The sequence below is a fragment of the Clostridium sp. chh4-2 genome (assembly GCF_002899675.1).
Taxonomy (GTDB): domain Bacteria; phylum Bacillota; class Clostridia; order Lachnospirales; family Lachnospiraceae; genus CHH4-2.
In genome coordinates this window covers 25,887-40,980 of sequence record NZ_PKUU01000004.1, presented here as the reverse complement: position 1 = coordinate 40,980, position 15,094 = coordinate 25,887, and the positions used below count along the sequence as shown (strand labels likewise).

Here is a 15,094-nt window from a genome sequence, read left to right as displayed (position 1 = left end):
ATTATGCAGCGGCTTTTAATTATTATGCACTTAAAGCGGTATCCTGGCTCATGAATGCTTTCAGGTTTCCCATATAAACTTCATCTTTACCGATTGGGGCGATTTCATGAAATCCCATGCTGTTGAACATCGGGATCAGGTCTCTGTGAGCTTTTAAATAAAGTTCGTGATTGCCTAAGTTAAACTGAACTTCATAAAGGTAAGAGAGCACCTGGCTGAGAAGGCCTTTGCCACGGTGAGCGGCATCAACTGCCAGGCTGTGAAAATGGTTCTTATAGGTTGAACCGGCTGCAACCAGGTTATAGTTTTCATCGAAGACTCCAAGGGTAAAGTCGGCTGCCTGTTCCGAAACGATTCCTGCATTGGTAAGTAAGGTATGCAGCTGTCTCTGTGCTCTTTTGTCGGATTCCTTGATTTCACTGAAGATATAAGATGCCATATGTGGTTCCTCGCTTTCTCTATATTCTGATTTTTATTTGTTTTCTTTTGTTGTTGAAAGAATACCATAAAAAAAACTTACAGTCAATATATTGTTGAAATAACAACTAAAAAACTGTGATTGAAGATATGGAAATGCTCTTGACATTAATATTTATGCGTTTTTAAGGAACGAAATTGCAGGTCTTGCAGACACAATTTAATAAAATAAAGCGAAAACCAGTTTTTTTGAATTATTTATTGGCTTCCTGATTATTTTCTTCTGCGAATAGAGCCGGGACAAATAAGGATATACAGGCGATTGGTTGTAGACAATGCGCTGTTTAAGTCTGGCATTATGGCCGGTATAACTAAAAAATTATGAAAGATGAATGAAAATCTTAAATTATTTTCTCTTTCGTTGTGATATGCTGGCCATCAAATTCATAGAGAGGAGTGTTAATTATGAAAAGACAGATATATGGATTACTGGCAGCAGCTGCTGCTGCGGTATTGATTTCCGGCTGCGGGACTAAAAAAACGGAGCAGGAAACAAGCAGCATAACGGAAACTTCCCAGGAGATTTCATCGGAAATCACATCAGCGGGCACAGAGAATAAGGAAACCGTACCGGAATCAAAGAAAACCGCATCTGAAGCAGAAGAAACCGTATCTGATCAAGCGGAAAGCGATGAGATGTTTTCGGTATCCGGGATCGGAAAAGAGGAGGCGGATACATTTATAAAGACATTTGTTTCCCATCTGGAAGCGGAAGAGAAGAAAGAAGCGGCCGAGATGATTCTTTATCCCAGAAAGGTGACTGTGCCGGACGGAGATTTGATTGTACATAATGCGGATGAGTTTCTGGACTATTATGACGATATTTTTACGGATGACTTTATAGAACTTTTGAAGGAAGACAGTAAAAAAGAGCTGAACTTCAATTATCAGGGCGTTTGGATTGGGAATGGAGAGCTTTGGGTGATGAAATCGGAAAACCGGATGTATGTCAATTCCATTTTTAACGGGGAAGACCGGTCGGTGAAGTATGAAGGGGAACCGGGAGTGCAGCCGGGATGAGAAAAAAGAGTCGAAACCAGACATTTTAAGCAGTCGGTTCCGGCTCTTTTTTTATATCATAGGAAAATGCCCCTATGATATAAAAAAGCCTTCCAATGCCAACTTTGTCGGCTATGGGATCGCACTGCGGCGGTGAGGTATAATGTCGTTTACGCGACCCGCCGCAGGCGGAGAATCCCGCAAGCGGGATTCTTTCATGTTTTGGAAAATAAACAGGATTATCGGACCGTGGTGGTGAATATACTATATATAAACGAAAGAAGATCCCAGAGCATATCTGGAAATTTTTTCAGACAAGCCTGAAAAAGGGCTGGAGGATTTGAACATAAAAGAAAGGGTTTAGGAGGAAAAGGAACATGAACATTTTAAACAAAATGATGGATTCGATTCGTTTAAACGACTACGACGAGGAGGATGATTATGAGTACGACCAGGAAGAGGAACGGGAAGAGACCAGAGAGGTGAAATACAGCATGCCGGCTCTGTTCTTTCATGCGCCGGCGGCAAAAGAGGAGACGCCTATGGAAGTAATGATGCTCCGCCCCACATCCATGGAGGATGCGAAGGAGATATCGGATTATCTTTTGGAGGGAAGAACGGTGATCATCAGCCTGGAAAAACTGGACTCCAGAAATGCCCCCAGAGTGATTGATTTTACGTTGGGAGCCGTGTACTGCGTCAACGGAACCATCGAACGCGTATCGGAACATATCTTTATAGCTGCGCCCCAGGCCGTAGATCTGGCAGGTAATTTTGCCTGAGATGGGGATAAATCCGTAAGAAAAACAGCTTCCCCTCTCTTGACCGTTGGGTAACCCTATCGTTTATAGTGAAATAATGAAAAAACGTAACCGTTCATCCTTCCGATGTCTGTGGCGGCTCCGGCAGTTTCTATGGCCTTTCCTGTTCCGGTTTCGGGCATAAGCACTTCTAAACGTGCAGGATTTTTCTAAAAACCAAGGGAAATGCCCAAACTCGCTCACGCTCAAACAAGTGGACATTTCCCTTGAACGAAAAATTCTGCGCGTTAAGAATTGCTAATACCCTGCAAAGTCACAGGAAAGGCCATAGAAACTGCCGGAGCCGCCACAGACATCGGAGGGATGAACGGTTACGAAAAAACATCAATTGCTGAAACTGAGGAAAAGAGGGAGAACATGAAGATCGTATTTGAGCCCGTGACGGCAGAAAACATGGAGGATGTGTTAAAACTTCATATCGCCGGAAGTCAGAAGGGCTTTGTGGAAACCGTAAAACAATGTTTGGATGAGGCTCGGGAATGGGCATGCTGGAGGCCGGTGGGAATTTATATCGACGGTCAGCTGGTGGGTTTTGCCATGTACTGTCTTTGGGAAGAAAAAAGTATGGAAGACCGGGTCTGGATGGACCGGTTTTTAATAGATGAAAGATATCAGGGAAAAGGTTATGGAAAGGCCTGCCTTCCGGTTTTATTGGACAAGATTCAAAGGGAATATGGCTGTGATAAGATATATCTGAGCGTTGTGGAAGAAAATCAAACGGCAATCCATCTCTATCGGGAGTTTGGATTTGAATTTAACGGGGAGTCCGATCTGCACGGAGAAAAAGTTATGGTCAGGCAGAACTGACAGTGATGCGCCCCCGTTCCAACCGGTGACAGATGCCGGCTGGAACGGGGGCGTTTGGTGTAAGTAATCAGGAAAAGCCGGAAACAGTTATCTTTGTTTGGAGATACCGGCATCACTCCGTCTCTTTTTATTCTGATACATTCTTTCGTCAGCCAGTTTCATCAGAACGTGGTAGTCGCAGCTGTCCTCCGGATAGAAGGAACAGCCTATGGAAAAGTGCAGAGTGACTTCGATGCCGTTCTCTATTATAAGCGTATGGCGGTCCTGGCTGTCGGTAATCATTTCTATGATCCGGTCAAGTTCCTTTTTGGTGGAATAGTTGTATAAAAAGAGGGCGAATTCATCACCGCCTAAGCGTGCGGCGATGGCGTTGTCTCTGCCGAATACGGAAATCACCTGAGCCAATTTCTGCAGATAGAAATCACCGCTTCGGTGCCCGTACAGATCATTGGTTTCTTTCAGCCGATCCGCGTCCATAATCATCATCGCTCCGTGTTTCAGCGGACGTTCTAAACGGAAGAGCTGTTCCATCCGCATATAGAATGCCCGCCTGTTAAAGAGCCCGGTCAGCGGCTCTATATCACGTTCCTGTTCGATACGCCGCTTTTCCTGAATCTCCTGGGTTACATCGATTAAAATGGCCAGATTACTCTCTTCATAGGTAAATTCTTCGAAACGAATATACCGTTCTATGGGGCATGAGAGCTTATAGATGTTGTCCTCCGGATTCACCGGATTTCTTTTCAGCTCTGCCTCTTTTTCCGGAATCAACTCTGGATGCGCCAGTATAGTATCAACTTCTTCGTCTGTCAGCATCAATATATCCTTAACCCGGCTGGTGGCCTGCACCCGCTTTGATCCCGGAATATATTCGTAGATGCCGATGGGGAGTTTTGACAGCTCTAAAGCGATGGAGATCTTTTTGGAAGAACTCAGCACGCTTTTCAGCATCGCATTGATATGATCGCTGAGTTCAGACAGCTCAGGAACCGCATGTTCGCTGAAACTGACATTGAAATTACCCTGTTCAATTTCATGCAGTTTTTTATTGATGGAGACAATCCCCTTTACAAGGTTCCGGTCCAAATAAAAATAGATAAAGACGATTGACAAAGCGGACAGCAGGATGATATCGATGGCCAAAAGCCAGGTGTCGATCAATACCTGCTTATATAATGCGGATTCCAGATAAGTTCTTGCCAGGATAAAGGAAGAAGAATTTTTAACCGCACAGTAAGTTGGCTTACCGTCGATTACCGGATGGGTGATGGTTATTTCGCCGGAAATACCGTCCAGCCGGAATCCCAGTTCCTCCGCATTCCTTCCAATATATCGGTCAACCGTACATCCGATGATCACATGGCTTTCAGGGTCAATGGCATACAGCACCGTTGAGCGGTCAGTTGGAATCTGTGACAGTTCCTCTGCATTTGCTTCTATCAGAGTTTCAATCTGCCAAAACAGTTCCTGTGATTTTTCCGCTGCGGTGTTATGGATAATCCGGATTCGAAGTATGTAGTTTATCAGCAATGTAAAAACCATGATTATAGAAATAATAATAATCAATGATTTTGTAATCCCTTTTTTCAATCTGTGCGACCTCCTTCAAAACCAATCAGTGAGTCCCTTGATTTTGGGTGAAGGAGTCAGCCCAGCGTTCAAAGCTGTCAATGGAAAGAGGCTTTGAATAGATGTATCCCTGGACCATTTCGCAGTTGATAGCCCGCAGAGAGGCGAGCTGTTCTTCTGTTTCAATGCCCTCAGCCACCACGGAAATGTTCAGCTCATCCGCAAGTTTGACGAAGCTTGAAATGATTTTCCAGGATTTCTCATTCATGCTGTCAACAAAAAACTGCCTGTCCAATTTGATTGTATCCACGTCGAATTCCTTTAGCAATGCAAGGGAAGAATATCCGAATCCAAAATCATCCAGAGAGCATAGAAATCCATGCTCATGCATGTCCTTTATCACATTTTTTACAAGATTGAGCTGCTGTGCATCAAAAAATACGGATTCCAGCATCTCCAATTCGATGAGTCCGTCAGGAATCTTATATTTCTCCTTGAGCGCTACAAAAGCCTTTAAAAAGCCGGGGTCCCTCATGTGAACTCTGGACAAATTGACGGAGACCGGGATCAGAGGTTTCTTTTCATCGGCCCACCGGCAAAGCAGTCTGCATACTTCTTCAAATATATAGAGATCCAGAGCACAGATCTTTCCATTGGATTCAAACAGAGGGATGAAATCAGAAGGATAGATCACTCCGCGCTCCGGATGAATCCATCTGACCAAAGCCTCGGCTCCGCCAAGCGTCTGATCGGTCAAACAGACTTTGGGCTGAAGATAAACCTGAAAATCATGATTTCGGATGGAGTCATCAAATAATCCGTTCAGTTCCATTTCCTGATTGATCTTTGCGATCAGTTCGTTATTATAGAAGGAACAGGCTTCTTCTCCGGGCTGGTATCTGCAGGCGGCTCTTGCCCGCCCCTGTATGATTCTGATATCCAGGCCGGGATCATCCACAATATATACGCCCTGGACCAAATTAAGCGTATAGTGAATCTGCTCCCTGTGATTAAAACAGGCGATCTCATCCGTCATTTTTTTCAGCCTGTTTCGGATCACTGCTTCGTCATTTTCATGCAGACACAGGGAAAAATGATCCGTTTCGCTTCGGGTCACAAACTCACCATTTTTTAAATGCTTTTCAAGAGTGGTATAAATAAATTTCAGGGTTTCATTTCCCGCCTCTGTTCCAAAATTCTCATTGATGTGCTTAAATCCCTTCACATTGATAAATACGATCGTATAGGAAGACGGCGGTTTATGAGCCAATAACTGACCGCATTTTATTTGAAATGCGGCTTGATTGATTCCGCCTGTTAAGGGATCTGTAAAAGCTATTTGTTCCAGATCGTTCCGGTTTTTTCTGCTGGAATAAGCGATATTAACCAGTATGATGAAAAAGATAACGGAGATGCCTCCGATTATGGCGAAGGTACGCTGTACATAGGCATCGCTGCCTTTTATGATTAAATCCTGTGGGACTATGGCAAGCAGAACCCAGTCGTTGACATTTAAAAAGCAGTAGGACATGATGGACGGCTGTCCTTGAGTGGAAGTAAAGTATAATATTCCGGACCGGTGATTTTTAATATCCTCTACCATGTTATTGACTGCGATAATTTCTTTGCCGTTTGAACCCTGATTAATGATGTCGTTGATCCGCAGAAACGGTTTCGAATCCGTGGGCGCTACCACCAGCTTTCCATCCTGGTCCGTAATGCAGCTGAAGCCTTGTCCGCTGAACCCCACCGATTGTATGAGCCGCTGCATGCTTTTGTTCTCATACATGCCAATCAGAAGCTGGTCAGCCACTCCATTTTTAAAAATAGGAGAGGTAAATAGAATTTTGTGGCCGTCGATATAGGTTACTCTGGTTTTGTCATAGTAGTTAACGCTTTCTTTTTTCCATTCGTCGAAATACTCACAGTAGAACCCTTTTGGTATAACTGTGCCGTCTTTATCGAGAATTATTATGGAATCGAATCCCAACGCACCGGCTTTCCGGTCCAGATAGTCCTCTGTCTCCAAAAAATCCGGCATTCTGCCTAATGAGTCCGCTATCGCTTCAATATATAAACTGAAGCTGGTCAGGCGGTACGAAACATCAGAAGCCAGCCGTTTTGAAACATCTTCCACATATTCTTTTGTACTGCGCTGTAAAACGGAATTTAACAGAGATGTGTTCCAGATCAGAGTCAAAATAATCGTAAGCAGTACAGCAAAAATTACAAAAGCTCTTATGATGTACTGAGAAGCCGTATTCTGCTTCAGTTTCCCATTTAAAAATGAAATAATTGTATGATTCATCGTAACACCTCTTATTATAATTGCGTTTTTATTGTATCATGGATGCCTGTAAAACCCAATACAACATTTGGGTACGTATACATATAGCTTGTTGCTTTTCAGGGGATTTTGTTCTACAATAAAATTCAGACATGAAAGGGAATATGATTGAAAAGAAGGTGCGCTATGAAAAACAAACAAACTTTATTCCAGCGGGTTTATGATGATTTACATGAACAAATTGTGACCGAGCGTCTGGCCTGCGGAACCGTTCTGCCTTCCATGAGAATGATGTGCGATTCCTATCATGTGGGCATCCGCACCATGAAAGACGTTATGGCCCGGCTGAGGGAAGAAGGATATATCCGAACGGAAGAACGGAAACATGCGGTTGTCATTTATGATAAGGGGATAATGGATAAGGATTTTGCGGCCCGGTCCGTGCTGGAATACAAAACCTGCATTTTGGATGTCTGTGAAACGATGTTTTGGATTATGCCCCCTATTTTTTCATTTTCCGCCGCCGTGTGCAGGGATGAAGAGATGAAAAAATGGGAAACAGTCTTAAAAAATATGTACAGAAAAGAACCTGCCGTCAGAACGAAGATATTACTATCCTTTTTAAATCAATTCTTAGAGCAGTCGGGGAATTTTTTGGTGAGAGATTTATATGCAAGCCTTGAGCTCTATGCAAAAATGCCGCTTTTTCAAAATTATGAAGAACTGGAAACCCTTATACTAACCTATAATGAGTTTAACAGCGCAAAGTGGGTGATGGAAGGGCTTGTGTCGCGGGATGGCCCTGAGACAGAGCGGCGGCTGGGCATAATGTATGAGGCCGTCAGATATGGAATCGGACGGCAGCTTTACCGTTTGTCCCGGGAATTTCCTGATATACAGGAAAAAGGATCATCCGTTTTTACATTTGATATACGGTACGAACGGAATGCGTTCTATATGCAGATCGTCCGCGACCTGATTGATAAAATTGGCGCAGGCGTTTACCGGGTGGGTGCGTATCTGCCTCCGGAGGCGGTGCTGGCTGAAAATTACGGTGTCTGCATATCCACGGTGCGAAGGGCGCTGGCCATGTTAAATGAGATCGGTTTTGCCAAAACTTATAACGCCAAAGGAACAAAGGTCATCTGGCAGGAAGATGAATCGATCCGGCAGTGCATGAAAAACAAGAATTTGAAGATGGAAACATTGCTGTATTTAAGCAGTTTACAGCTTATGGCCATTATCATCAAGCCAGCTGCAGTCCTTGCGTTTCCCTATATTGATGAAACGGATAAAAATAGCCTGAAGGCCCGGTCGGATCATGCGGAGGCGCTCCTTTTTGAAGACATCATCCGTTGTGTAACGGACCGCCAAACACTGCCACCGCTAAAAATTATATTAGAGAGTATCGGTGAACTGATAATCAGTGGATATTATTATTCCATGCTTTGCGACGGCCCTTCCAGCGATGAAACACTTACTGTTATGGCAAAAGAAGCCTGCGGTTATCTGTACGCTGGGGACGTATCTCATTTTTCCGCCCATTTATCGAAATGTTACTGCCATATTTTAAACTACGTGCGCGATTATATGATAAAATGCGGACTTTCCGAGGCGAAGAAAATTGTGACGCCCTATACCATTGAATAAGCCGTTCAAGATTTCATTTAAACACTTGATTCCCCCGGTTGGGGGAGGTATCATAACAGAAGAAATGGAAGGAGAGAGTGTTGTGAAAACAAGAGAAGAGGTTATCAAATACTGTAAAACACTGCCGGATGTTTATGAAGATTACCCGTTTCATGACCAAAACTGGACGGTCATGAGATGCCGGAAGTCAAAGAAGAGTTTTGCCTATATCTATGATCGGGAAGGTGCGGTCTGGGTGAATGTAAAAGCCAGCCCGGAATGGATTGAATTCTGGAGAAATGCCTGGAAAGCTGTGGTGCCCGCTTATCACATGAACAAAAAGCACTGGAATTCCCTGATTTTAGACGGCACAATCCCGGATGAAGATATAAAACGTATGATCGCAGAAAGCTATGACCTGGTTCAAAAATAATTGAATCCTTTGCAAGGATTTAACAGACAGCCATGACAATGAAATTATTCCTTTATCCGGCAGATCATCTGAGTCATCGTCCCCATCGGGCAGTATACGCACCAGGAACGAGGGCGGAACAGGATCATCGTAATGGTGCCCAGGATGGTGGAGGTCAGCATGACGCTGTAAAATCCGAAAGAAAATTGCTGTACCCAATAAGGAACATTCAGGTTGGTGCCTGCGAAATGCCATGGAACTTTAAAGGTCCAAAGCACGGTAACCACCTCTTTCAAGGTTCTGGCGCCTGAAAATACCAGATAGGTGGAAAAAAGCATGTTTAAGAACATTGCCATGAAAAAAGCCAGAAAACCGTACCGGAACCATTTGGAACGGAGGAAAGCCGGGATCGGTTTGTTGCGGGAGAGTTTCAGCTTTCCGCCTAAAAGCTGAAACAGCTGTCCTCGTCCGCAGTAGCGGTTGCAGTAGGATTTATTGCCTTTGACGATGGAGATTCCAAGGGGGACTAAAAAGCAGATCAGTCCCAGCCATGCGAACAGGATATTAAAAAATCCCAAAGTTAAATATAAAAGAGAAGCAATCCATAAATAATCATACCAATGTTTCTGATTTATCTGTTTCATCAACCATTCACCTCTGTTTTTTCTATTACACTGGCCGGACATGTGCCGGCGCAGAGCCCGCATCCCACGCACAGCCCCCAATCGACGGCTGCGTAGATCCCCTTATAGATATTGATGGCCCTGCGCGGACACACCTTAACACAGGCGCCGCAGGCTACGCATTCTTCCTGTTTAACGATGGCTTTGTATTTCATCACTTACGACTCCATTTCCTTTTTTTATGTAGTATAGAAGAAAAATGAAATTATTTCAGTGACAAAATCACAAAAGGTGATATAATCTGGAAGGAGTCAAAAATGGGAGGAAGTAAAAAAGAGTATGAAGGCCAAAATAATCGAATTTATCAGAAAAGAAGCTGTGCTGTCGGCGGCCGTAGGTCTGGCCGTGTTGTCCATGTTTTTTGTGGCCCCCGACAGGACTTATATCACATATACGGATTACAAAACGCTGGCTCTGCTGTTCAGCCTTATGACGGTTATGGCCGGGTTTCAGAACCTGGGCGTCTTTCACCGGATCGGGGAAGGGCTATTAAAGAAAGTAAAAGGCAGCAGGCAGGTGGCGGTCATTTTAGTGGCCCTCTGTTTCTTTTTCAGCATGGTGATTACCAATGACGTGGCGCTGATCACATTTGTGCCCTTTGCGGTCACTGTGCTTAAAATGGCAGCTTTAGAGGAATTGCTGATCCCCGTAATCGTGATGCAGACGATTGCGGCGAATCTGGGCAGCATGGTAACGCCCATTGGAAATCCTCAGAATTTATATTTATATTCCTTGTCCGGAATCCCTCCGGCGGGATTTATCCGGCTGATGGTTCCGTTTGCCGCGGCGGCATTAATTCTTTTGGGACTGTGGCTGATGGCTGTCAAAAACAGAGAGGTGGAGAGTGTTTCTTTAAAACGGGGAGAAGAGGGGAGAGGGATATCTAAGAGCACGTTCTTTTTGTATCTCTTTCTATTTACTGCCTGCATCGGATCTGTAGCAGGAATCATTCCCTGGCAGGGGCTGCTTTTGCTGGTGATTCTGGCGGTGACAGTTGTGGACAGGCAGCTCTTTTCAAGGGTGGATTATTCCCTTCTTTTAACATTTGTCGGATTCTTTATATTTATCGGAAATATGAAGCGGGTTCCGGCTTTTTACGATCTAATCAGCAGGATTATTAATGGAAATGAAGTGATCACCGCAGTGGTATCCAGCCAGGTTATCAGCAATGTTCCGGCAGCCCTTCTTCTGTCCGGTTTCACGGATCAGTGGAAAGCGCTGATCGTCGGAACGAACCTGGGAGGACTTGGCACGTTAATCGCATCTATGGCCAGTCTGATTTCTTATAAATATGTGGCTAGAGAGTATCCGGAAAAGAGAGGGAAGTATTTGAAGATATTTACGGCAGCTAATTTGGTGTTTCTTGTGGTGCTGCTGGTTATTGGGAAATGGATTTTATAGGGGGATTTTGGAGATTTTTGATGAGTGAGAGATTAGTTTAAAAATTTTTTAATTCATATGTACGATTCAACGATTGCCGGCCAAATATTTTTATCAAATAGTTCTTTCCTTTTTCCGGCAACAACCCAAAGAGCCTTGGCAATTTTCCTTGGGACTGCAATTTCTCCTTCTTTAGCCATCATTATAATATCTGCAATTCTGATACAGGTTATATCATCCATCCCGGTATTTAACTGCTTATTAATTATGGGCTGAAGGTCTTTTTCGTCTGTAGCAAATATAGGTATCCCTGTTGCTTTTGCATATGCGAGCGAACATACCTCACCTTTATTCTTGTTTGGTCTCGTCGGATCAACCATTACCTTAGTAAGATTATTGTATGCAGCATCATAAATGGCTCGGAACTTACTGTCCAATTCATTTTCGTTAACAAGGATTACTTTGCCTTCCAGAATCAAGTCCTTTAACTGGCTGACAGCACTTGCAGGCATCATTACTTCACCATATGCGTGCGTATGCATATAGATATTCTTCGAGATCATTGGAAGTACATCATACAAATACCTATATTTATTACTTCCACCCAATTTGATGCACAGATCGGCATCGACAATTATTTTATCTATCATATTTATTCCTCCATGATACTATCTAATTCATCATCAGAAGGAAATACGCAGGCCGATTTCTTTTCAATGCCCAAATCGTCCGGCTTTAAATTACTGATTCTAAGTAAATATTCTAATTTTTCAAATGTAATGTAACCAGCTTTATATGCATTAACTGCTAACTCAACTAGATTATCCATAACAATGCGGTTATCGGATTGTTGAGAAGCTAAGGAATATATTTTTTTGTATTTTTCAATGGAGTCCTCTGACTCGGCAAGAAACTTATTTAAAACTGCATTTTCAATAATTCCGGTTTCGCCCAGCCGTTTTACCATTGTTCTATATGGAACCGTGAATAAATCTGATAGCTGCAGTATGCTTTTAATCGTAAACTTTTTAATTTTATATAGATCAATTTCCTGTTTCAGCAATATTTCATCCACGAGAAATTCTGCAGCAAATCTATTTGCTTTTTTCTCACTTATCTTTTTACCCTGTTCACTTAACAAATCAGAAGGCAACATATCCGGATTTTGCTCATACCAGATATGATACAATTCATGGGCAGCAGCAAATACCTGGCAGTCTAAGGGAATCGAAGAATTTAGTGCAACAAACGGTTTTTTCAATGAAGCATCATTCTTAGATCCGCTGATTCTGGTGAAACCCCAAGGTGCATCTTTTCCCAACGGATAATAAATCACTCTTGCATACAATCCAAGGATTGAGAAAATCTGTGTTCCGATAATATCATTTCCTTTTCTGCACAAACCTAATTTTTCCTTTGCGTGACTCTTTATCTCATTTATCTCAAATTCATTTAAATCTTTAGTCATCCAATAATTCCTCCAGCATATGAATCTCATCAATTGCAGATCTGATTAAGTTAATGCGTTCTCGTGTCACCTCATCATGGATGGCACCCATAAAGCTTAGGCTATCGGCAGTAACCGGCTCTTCTCCAACTGTAAGTAATGAATCTGCAGATGTGTTTAATATATCTGCAATCCTTGCAAGTTCCTTAACATTGATTGCCTTACTGCCTTTAATAATTTTGTTCATAACCTGCTTTGATATACCAAGGGCATCTGCTAAACTTTGCTGAGTCATTTCCTTTTCAACTAATTTATTCTGTATGTTAGCTCCTACCTGAGCAAAATCCATTGCGTACATGTCCTCCTCCTTTCCTTTGCTATTAGTATAACACTAGAAAATATGGAAGTCAATAAAACATTGACTATTGGTGTAACGTAAGAACATATTTTGTTTACAATGTATTTGGATGTATTATATTCAAGCAATATTCACTATCACTCGCCTGTTATGTATGTGTCTGACATGACTAGCACATTATGATCTGATTATTTCGATCATGGGGGATTCTCCAGGTCTTATGCAATCCTCCGTCACCCTACATTCATTCTTGACATTTAACACATCGTGATATATAATTCATTTTTGAACGGTTCAATTGTGAACAGTTTAAAAGTGAACAATAAAGAGCAAAAAGGAGAATTACCTACATAAAAGCAGAGCTGCAGCCACAGCAGAATCGAGGGTACAATGTACAAAATACAGGAAGGATACTTTATTCATTTTGCAAGGGTAAATAAAGTTTACCGCAAATTATGCTACCAGTCGGTAGAAGAATACCATTTTACGCCCAATGAGATTGAAGTGATGATGTTTTTGTCCAACAATCCCGGGATGGACAGCGCTTCGGATATTGCGTATTATAAGAACATTTCAAAAGGGCTGGTGGCCAAATCAGTGGAATCTCTATATAACAAAGGATTTATAAAGACTGAGAAGGATACAAAGGACCGGCGGCTGATCCATCTGATACTGACCGAACAGAGTGCAGATGTGGTTAAGAGGCTTCAAAGCTGTAAGAAGGAATTTATCAGGCAGCTTCAGGAAGGGGTCACGGAGGAAGATTTAGCGGCCATGGATCGGGCTACTGCGATTATGAATAAGAATTTAGACGAAATGGTAAAAGGAGTGAAGTAATATGAGTTCAGCAAAAAGTAAAGATACCAATCTGGGTACGGAAAAGGTTGGAAAACTACTGTTTCAATTGGCGGTGCCGGCCATAACGGCGCAGATCATCAATGTAATGTACAATATGGTAGACCGTATGTATATCGGCCATATTCCTGAGGTGGGGACCGCCGCACTGACCGGCGTTGGAGTCACCATGCCGATCATCATGGCCATCGCGGCGTTCGCGTCCTTTGTCAGCATGGGCGGCGCGCCCCGTTCCTCCATCATGATGGGGCAGAATGATAACGACGGGGCGGAAAAGATCCTTGGAAACTGTACCACCATGCTGATTGGAATTGCCGTTATTCTGACAGGCATCTTTTTGCTGTTTGGAAAACCGATTTTGATGCTGTTCGGAGCCAGTGAAAACACGATTCCCTATGCATGGGCTTACATGCAGATCTATTCCATGGGAACTCTGTTTGTACAGCTGGCTTTGGGACTTAACGCATTTATAACAGCCCAGGGATATGCAAAGACCAGCATGTATACCGTTTTAATCGGAGCGGTCTGCAATATTATTCTGGACCCGATACTGATCTTCGGTTTGGGCATGGGCGTTCGCGGAGCCGCATTGGCAACCATTCTTTCACAGGCGGTTTCCTCCATTTGGGTGGTGAAATTCCTCACTTCCGAAAAGAGCCTTCTGAGAATTAAGAAAAAGAATTTGAGACTGGACCGCAAGATCGTGCTTCCTTGTCTCGCTTTGGGGCTTTCCCCGTTTATCATGATGTTTACAGAAAGTATTTTATCCGTCTGCTTTAACGCTTCCCTGTTAAAATACGGCGGCGATATTGCGGTTGGAGCCATGACGATTCTGACCAGCGTTATGCAGTTTTCCCTGCTTCCCCTTCAGGGGCTTACCCAGGGCGCACAGCCTATTGTCAGCTTTAATTACGGGGCAAGAAATGGGGAGAGAGTTAAGAAGGCATTCCAGCTTCTGCTGATCTCCAGCGTGTCCTATGCCACGCTTTTGTGGGCGGTATGCATGTTCTATCCGAAATTATTTATATTGATTTTCTCAAGCGATCCGGCTTTGATCGAATACAGTTCATGGGCCATTCATATATATATGGCGGTGTCTCTGCTGTTCGGAGCCCAGTTAGCCTGCCAGCAGACCTTTATCGCCCTTGGCAACGCCAAAGTTTCCGTGTTCCTGGCTCTATTGCGTAAGGTGATTCTGCTGATACCTTTGATCTTTATTCTTCCTCAGTTTATGGAAAATCAGGCGTTCGGGGTATTCTTAGCGGAGCCTATTGCCGACTTCTGCGCCGTATGCGTGACAGTAACCATTTTTTTCAGGTCTTTCAAAAAAGTCCTGTCTGGGTTACAATAGGCGTATGAAGGAGGTGGCA

16 protein-coding genes are annotated in these 15,094 nt (G+C 43.3%); 8 read left to right on the top strand and 8 right to left on the bottom strand.

Going from position 1 to position 15,094, the window contains the following annotated elements; all coding sequences use genetic code 11:
- Window positions 1-22: 22 nt before the first annotated feature.
- Window positions 23-439, bottom strand: coding sequence for a GNAT family N-acetyltransferase (locus tag C0033_RS05165; protein ID WP_103226817.1), 417 nt, complete (start codon window positions 437-439; stop codon window positions 23-25).
- Window positions 440-882: 443 nt separating this feature from the next.
- Between C0033_RS05165 and C0033_RS05160 the strand changes: the two genes are divergently transcribed.
- The 3 genes from C0033_RS05160 to C0033_RS05150 all read left to right on the top strand — a co-directional run bounded on the left by C0033_RS05160 (window position 883) and on the right by C0033_RS05150 (window position 3,104).
- Complete coding sequence (locus C0033_RS05160) at window positions 883-1,497, top strand: hypothetical protein (RefSeq protein ID WP_103226816.1); 615 nt, start codon at window positions 883-885, stop codon at window positions 1,495-1,497.
- A gap of 356 nt (window positions 1,498-1,853) precedes the next feature.
- Window positions 1,854-2,258 carry a cell division protein SepF gene (locus C0033_RS05155; RefSeq protein WP_103226815.1) on the top strand — a complete coding sequence of 135 codons (405 nt, stop codon included), beginning with the start codon at window positions 1,854-1,856 and terminating at the stop codon, window positions 2,256-2,258.
- A 342-nt stretch (window positions 2,259-2,600) separates the two neighbouring features.
- On the top strand, window positions 2,601-3,104 hold the full coding sequence (locus tag C0033_RS05150; protein ID WP_242984423.1) for a GNAT family N-acetyltransferase: 504 nt from the start codon (window positions 2,601-2,603) through the stop codon (window positions 3,102-3,104).
- Window positions 3,105-3,191: 87 nt separating this feature from the next.
- Here C0033_RS05150 and C0033_RS05145 read toward each other — a convergent pair whose 3' ends face one another.
- Window positions 3,192-4,694 carry a diguanylate cyclase gene (locus C0033_RS05145; RefSeq protein WP_103226814.1) on the bottom strand — a complete coding sequence of 501 codons (1,503 nt, stop codon included), beginning with the start codon at window positions 4,692-4,694 and terminating at the stop codon, window positions 3,192-3,194.
- A 25-nt stretch (window positions 4,695-4,719) separates the two neighbouring features.
- Complete coding sequence (locus tag C0033_RS05140; protein WP_103226813.1) at window positions 4,720-6,981, bottom strand: EAL domain-containing protein; 2,262 nt, start codon at window positions 6,979-6,981, stop codon at window positions 4,720-4,722.
- Between the two features lie 165 nt (window positions 6,982-7,146).
- Here C0033_RS05140 and C0033_RS05135 point away from each other — a divergent pair, with 165 nt between their 5' ends.
- Together C0033_RS05135 and C0033_RS05130 are read left to right on the top strand one after the other, a co-directional pair.
- Window positions 7,147-8,610, top strand: a complete 1,464-nt coding sequence (locus tag C0033_RS05135; RefSeq protein ID WP_103226812.1) for a GntR family transcriptional regulator — start codon at window positions 7,147-7,149, stop codon at window positions 8,608-8,610.
- A gap of 82 nt (window positions 8,611-8,692) precedes the next feature.
- Window positions 8,693-9,022, top strand: coding sequence for an MmcQ/YjbR family DNA-binding protein (locus C0033_RS05130; RefSeq protein ID WP_103227031.1), 330 nt, complete (start codon window positions 8,693-8,695; stop codon window positions 9,020-9,022).
- Between the two features lie 44 nt (window positions 9,023-9,066).
- Here the strand turns inward: C0033_RS05130 and C0033_RS05125 are convergent, their stop codons facing one another.
- Together C0033_RS05125 and C0033_RS05120 are read right to left on the bottom strand one after the other, a co-directional pair.
- Window positions 9,067-9,645: a 4Fe-4S binding protein gene (locus C0033_RS05125; protein ID WP_103226811.1), complete on the bottom strand. Its 579-nt coding sequence runs from the start codon at window positions 9,643-9,645 to the stop codon at window positions 9,067-9,069.
- On the bottom strand, window positions 9,645-9,839 hold the full coding sequence (locus C0033_RS05120; RefSeq protein WP_103226810.1) for a 4Fe-4S binding protein: 195 nt from the start codon (window positions 9,837-9,839) through the stop codon (window positions 9,645-9,647). Before C0033_RS05120 ends, C0033_RS05125 begins: the two co-directional genes overlap by 1 nt.
- A 124-nt stretch (window positions 9,840-9,963) precedes the next feature.
- Here C0033_RS05120 and C0033_RS05115 point away from each other — a divergent pair, with 124 nt between their 5' ends.
- The gene (locus C0033_RS05115) at window positions 9,964-11,085 is read left to right on the top strand and encodes an SLC13 family permease (protein WP_103226809.1); all 1,122 of its coding nucleotides are present in this window, start codon (window positions 9,964-9,966) and stop codon (window positions 11,083-11,085) included.
- Window positions 11,086-11,138: 53 nt separating this feature from the next.
- Here C0033_RS05115 and C0033_RS05110 read toward each other — a convergent pair whose 3' ends face one another.
- The 3 genes from C0033_RS05110 to C0033_RS05100 are packed head-to-tail and all read right to left on the bottom strand — an operon-like array spanning window position 11,139 to window position 12,869.
- Window positions 11,139-11,714 carry a hypothetical protein gene (locus C0033_RS05110; protein WP_103226808.1) on the bottom strand — a complete coding sequence of 192 codons (576 nt, stop codon included), beginning with the start codon at window positions 11,712-11,714 and terminating at the stop codon, window positions 11,139-11,141.
- A 2-nt stretch (window positions 11,715-11,716) separates the two neighbouring features.
- Complete coding sequence (locus C0033_RS05105) at window positions 11,717-12,532, bottom strand: ImmA/IrrE family metallo-endopeptidase (RefSeq protein ID WP_180994576.1); 816 nt, start codon at window positions 12,530-12,532, stop codon at window positions 11,717-11,719.
- A complete protein-coding gene (locus C0033_RS05100; RefSeq protein WP_103226806.1) occupies window positions 12,525-12,869 on the bottom strand; it encodes a helix-turn-helix transcriptional regulator in 345 nt (114 codons plus the stop codon). The genes C0033_RS05105 and C0033_RS05100 overlap by 8 nt, the downstream gene beginning before the upstream one ends.
- Before the next feature lie 390 nt (window positions 12,870-13,259).
- On the opposite strand from C0033_RS05100, the gene C0033_RS05095 reads away from it, so the two are divergent.
- Both C0033_RS05095 and C0033_RS05090 read left to right on the top strand, forming a co-directional pair.
- Entirely contained in the window at window positions 13,260-13,706 is a 447-nt protein-coding gene (locus C0033_RS05095; RefSeq protein ID WP_103226805.1) for a winged helix DNA-binding protein, read from the top strand.
- A gap of 1 nt (window position 13,707) precedes the next feature.
- A complete protein-coding gene (locus tag C0033_RS05090; RefSeq protein WP_103226804.1) occupies window positions 13,708-15,075 on the top strand; it encodes an MATE family efflux transporter in 1,368 nt (455 codons plus the stop codon).
- Window positions 15,076-15,094 lie beyond the last annotated feature (19 nt).

What these genes read in the sequence shown, in the direction of transcription:
- C0033_RS05165 (WP_103226817.1), bottom strand. Translation starts at nt 439, where the DNA reads ATGGCATCTTATATCTTCAGTGAAATCAAGGAATCCGACAAAAGAGCA.
- C0033_RS05115 (WP_103226809.1), top strand. Translation starts at nt 9,964, where the DNA reads ATGAAGGCCAAAATAATCGAATTTATCAGAAAAGAAGCTGTGCTGTCG.
- C0033_RS05160 (WP_103226816.1), top strand. Translation starts at nt 883, where the DNA reads ATGAAAAGACAGATATATGGATTACTGGCAGCAGCTGCTGCTGCGGTA.
- C0033_RS05090 (WP_103226804.1), top strand. Translation starts at nt 13,708, where the DNA reads ATGAGTTCAGCAAAAAGTAAAGATACCAATCTGGGTACGGAAAAGGTT.
- C0033_RS05125 (WP_103226811.1), bottom strand. Translation starts at nt 9,645, where the DNA reads ATGAAACAGATAAATCAGAAACATTGGTATGATTATTTATGGATTGCT.
- C0033_RS05155 (WP_103226815.1), top strand. Translation starts at nt 1,854, where the DNA reads ATGAACATTTTAAACAAAATGATGGATTCGATTCGTTTAAACGACTAC.
- C0033_RS05135 (WP_103226812.1), top strand. Translation starts at nt 7,147, where the DNA reads ATGAAAAACAAACAAACTTTATTCCAGCGGGTTTATGATGATTTACAT.
- C0033_RS05120 (WP_103226810.1), bottom strand. Translation starts at nt 9,839, where the DNA reads ATGAAATACAAAGCCATCGTTAAACAGGAAGAATGCGTAGCCTGCGGC.
- C0033_RS05110 (WP_103226808.1), bottom strand. Translation starts at nt 11,714, where the DNA reads ATGATAGATAAAATAATTGTCGATGCCGATCTGTGCATCAAATTGGGT.
- C0033_RS05105 (WP_180994576.1), bottom strand. Translation starts at nt 12,532, where the DNA reads ATGACTAAAGATTTAAATGAATTTGAGATAAATGAGATAAAGAGTCAC.
- C0033_RS05100 (WP_103226806.1), bottom strand. Translation starts at nt 12,869, where the DNA reads ATGTACGCAATGGATTTTGCTCAGGTAGGAGCTAACATACAGAATAAA.
- C0033_RS05095 (WP_103226805.1), top strand. Translation starts at nt 13,260, where the DNA reads ATGTACAAAATACAGGAAGGATACTTTATTCATTTTGCAAGGGTAAAT.
- C0033_RS05140 (WP_103226813.1), bottom strand. Translation starts at nt 6,981, where the DNA reads ATGAATCATACAATTATTTCATTTTTAAATGGGAAACTGAAGCAGAAT.
- C0033_RS05150 (WP_242984423.1), top strand. Translation starts at nt 2,601, where the DNA reads ATGAACGGTTACGAAAAAACATCAATTGCTGAAACTGAGGAAAAGAGG.